The sequence below is a fragment of the Paenibacillus tyrphae genome, from assembly GCF_024158745.1.
Taxonomy (GTDB): Bacteria; Bacillota; Bacilli; order Paenibacillales; family NBRC-103111; genus Paenibacillus_G; species Paenibacillus_G tyrfis_A.
The window spans coordinates 491975-495420 of record NZ_JAMZAW010000001.1 but is presented as its reverse complement, the minus strand read 5'-3'; the positions used below and the strand labels follow the sequence as shown (position 1 = coordinate 495420).

1 protein-coding gene is annotated in these 3446 nt (G+C 55.3%); it reads left to right on the top strand.

The annotated features are described in order from the left end of the window. Positions 1 to 106: 106 nt before the first annotated feature. On the top strand, positions 107 to 3424 hold the full coding sequence (locus NI000_RS02340) for a non-ribosomal peptide synthetase (RefSeq protein WP_253407322.1): 3318 nt from the start codon (positions 107 to 109) through the stop codon (positions 3422 to 3424). Positions 3425 to 3446 lie beyond the last annotated feature (22 nt).

Genomic DNA, 3446 nt, shown 5'->3' with positions numbered 1-3446 from the left:
TGGCTGGCCGAACCATTATTCGTTAGCACCTGACAGAGTGTGTGTCTGCGTTTCCGGACACACACTCCGGGTGTTTTGTACACATTACTTTAGGGGAGGTCTACGAATGAAATCGGTATTTGAGAAGGAAGAGGCTTATTGGACCGAAAAATTTGATGCCGAAGACAGCATATGCTGCCTGCCCTTTAGCGTTGCCTCAAATAAAGTCGTTCGATCGGATCTCGCAGCCAATCTGAGCGTCATCGAACGTCCGCTGCCGCCGGAGCTTTCGGCAAGAGTTTTGGCTCTTAGCAACGGATCCGACATGGCTGTGTATATGATTTTGCTGGCCTTGGTCAAAGGCATTTTACATACGTATGTGAACCGGGAAAATATTTTGGTCGGCATGCCCGCTTTCGTATCGCTTGACAAGGATAATCCGCCGGTCCACGAAGTGCTGATTCTTAAAAATCGCGTAGACGCCAAAAGCACATTGAAATCGCTGCTGGGTCAGATCAAAACGTCGATCAGCGAAGCTGTCGCGCACCAGAATATTCCGTTTAGAAAAATGGTCGGCCAATTGAATCTGCAATATACCGCCCATGACGTTCCGGTGATTAATACGCTGGTTTCGTTTGATAACATCCATACGGCGGCTTTCGAGCAAAGTGTATCGGCCGATACCCTGTTTCGGTTTCATGCCGAAAACGGCATGATCACGTTAAATCTGGGCTACGACCCGAACCGGTACGATCAAGCCTTGATGGACAGGATGATCGACCATCTATTTCGTTTGTCATCGGTTATTTTGTTTCAACCGGAGCTTGAGCTCGGCCAAACGGACCTGTTGTCCGAATCCGAGAAGCATCAGCTCCTTCATGCATTTAACGATACCGCGGCGGATTATCCGCGGGAGAAGACGCTTTACGGGCTGTTGGAGGAACAGGCGGAACGGGACCCGGAAGCCGTAGCGGTCCTTTTTGAAGAGGATCGGCTGACGTACGGAGAATTGAACGAACGGGCGAACCGGTTGGCGCGCACGTTGCGGGCGAAAGGGGTTCAGGCGGATCGGCTGGTAGGGATTATGGCCGAGCGCTCTCTTGAAATGGTCGTCGGCATTATGGCGATTTTGAAAGCCGGGGGAGCTTACGTGCCGATTGACCCGGAATATCCCGAGGAGCGCATTCGTTACATGCTGGAGGATTCGGGAGCGCAGGTCTTGCTGCTTCAGCGTCATTTGCGGGAAAAAGCGGCCTTTGACGGAGACATGTTGGAACTGGAAGACGAGGCGTCTTACCACCCCGACGGCTCGAATCCGGAGCCGGTTTCCGGCCCGCGCCATATGGCGTACGTGATCTACACGTCGGGCTCGACGGGCAAGCCGAAAGGGGTTATGGTCGAGCACCATTCGGTCGTCAACCGGATTCTGTGGATGCACAAGCGCTATCCGATCGGTGCGGCCGATACGATTCTGCAAAAAACCGCCTTTACCTTTGACGTATCCGTGTGGGAGCTGTTTTGGTGGTCCATGGTCGGTTCGAAGGTATGCATGCTGTCGGTAGGCGGAGAAAAAAATCCGGAGCGCATCGTAGAGACGATCGCGCGCTACGGCATTACCACGATGCATTTCGTACCGGCGATGCTGCACGTTTTCCTGGAATACGTCGAATCGCTGCCGGCTGCAACGGTCCTGGACAAGCTGAGGTCGCTGCGTCAGGTGTTTGCGAGCGGAGAAGCGCTGCCACCGCAGCATGTCGCCCGGTTCCAGAAGGCGATTTCGGCCGTGAACGGGGCGAAGCTGATCAACCTGTACGGGCCGACGGAAGCGACGGTAGACGTATCGTACTTCGATTGCGAGCCGGACGGGGACTATCCGATCATTCCGATCGGCAAGCCGATCGACAATACGCAGCTGTACATTATCAAGGAAGGAACGGGTCAGCTGCAGCCGATCGGCGTGGCCGGAGAGCTGTGCATCGCGGGCGTGGGCGTCGCCAGAGGCTACTTGAATCGCCCGGAACTGACGGCGGAGAAGTTTGTACGGAACCCGTTCGGAGCTTCGGCAGAAGAGCGGATGTACCGTACGGGCGACTTGGCCCGCTGGCTGCCGGACGGCAACATCGAATATTTGGGCCGTATGGATCATCAGGTGAAAATCCGGGGCTACCGTATTGAGCTTGGCGAAGTGGAAGCGCGGCTGTTGAAAGTGGAGGCGATCCAGGAGGCCGTCGTCATTGCGCGGGACAGCGAAAGTGGAGGCAAGCAGTTGTACGCCTACTTCGTGGCGAATCGGCCGTTAACGGTCAGCGAGCTGCGGGGGACGCTGGCACAAGGCATGCCGGCCTATATGATTCCGTCGTACTTTGCGCAGGTCGAGCGGATGCCGTTGACTCCCAACGGCAAGATCGACCGCAAGACGCTGATTGCCATGGAAGGAAAGCTGCAGACCGGATTGGAATATGTGGCGCCGCGGACGGCGCAGGAGGCGCAGCTCGCCCAAATCTGGCAAGAGGTTCTCGGTTTGGAGAAGGTTGGCGTGAAGGACAATTTCTTTGCCCTTGGCGGACATTCCTTGAACCTGATGCAGCTCGTTCAGCGGGTATATACCGAAACGGGGACCGAGCTCCCCATTCATAAGGTGTTTCAAAACCCTTCCGTGGAATCGATGGCGTACGAGATCTGGGAATCCGGGTCCGAAGGGGATAGCTGTCATTTCGTGAAGCTGAATAGTGAAGGGCCGGTGAACGTGTTCTGCTTCCCGCCGGGAAGCGGCTACGGCTTCAGCTATTTGGAATTGGCGAAGGCACTGGAAGGCCACTGCGCATTGTATGCGATCGACTTCATCGACGAGATCGAGGATTACGGCGACATGGTGGAACGATATGCGGACGAGGTGGTCCGCATTCAGGGGCAGTCGCCTTACGTATTGCTCGGCTATTCCGTAGGCGGCAACTTGATGTTTGAAGTGGCCAAGGCTCTGGAAAAAAGAGGCTGCCGCGTCTCGGATATGATCATGGTCGATTCCTTGATCAGACAGCTCGTTGCCGACGCCATGCCCGATGAAGAATTGGAAGACGACATTGTTGAAATTCTTGATCTGGTCGAAGGCATGAAAGACGGAGCGACGAGAAATCCGCTTATCCGCGACCGGGTTCAGCAAAAAGTAAGGGCCTATTTGACCTACGGGGATCAGTTGATTAACACCGGCATGGTGGAGGCGAACATTCACGGGCTGTATACGGAAGAAACCGAAGCCGTCATCCGGGAGCACCATGTGCCGACATGGAGCGCGGCTACCGGCCAAAGCTATAGAGAGTACCGGCTTGTCGGGGTTCATGCCAAAGTGCTTCATCCCGAGTCGATTGCCGAGAACGCACAAATACTTCAACAGATCGTCCGCCAAATTGCCGGACCGACGGGCGAAGTCCAAAAGGTGTTGCTCTAAAACGGAGCAACCCTTTGCCTGC

Coding starts and splice junctions, on each gene's coding strand:
- NI000_RS02340 (WP_253407322.1), top strand. CDS start 107: ATGAAATCGGTATTTGAGAAGGAAGAGGCTTATTGGACCGAAAAATTT.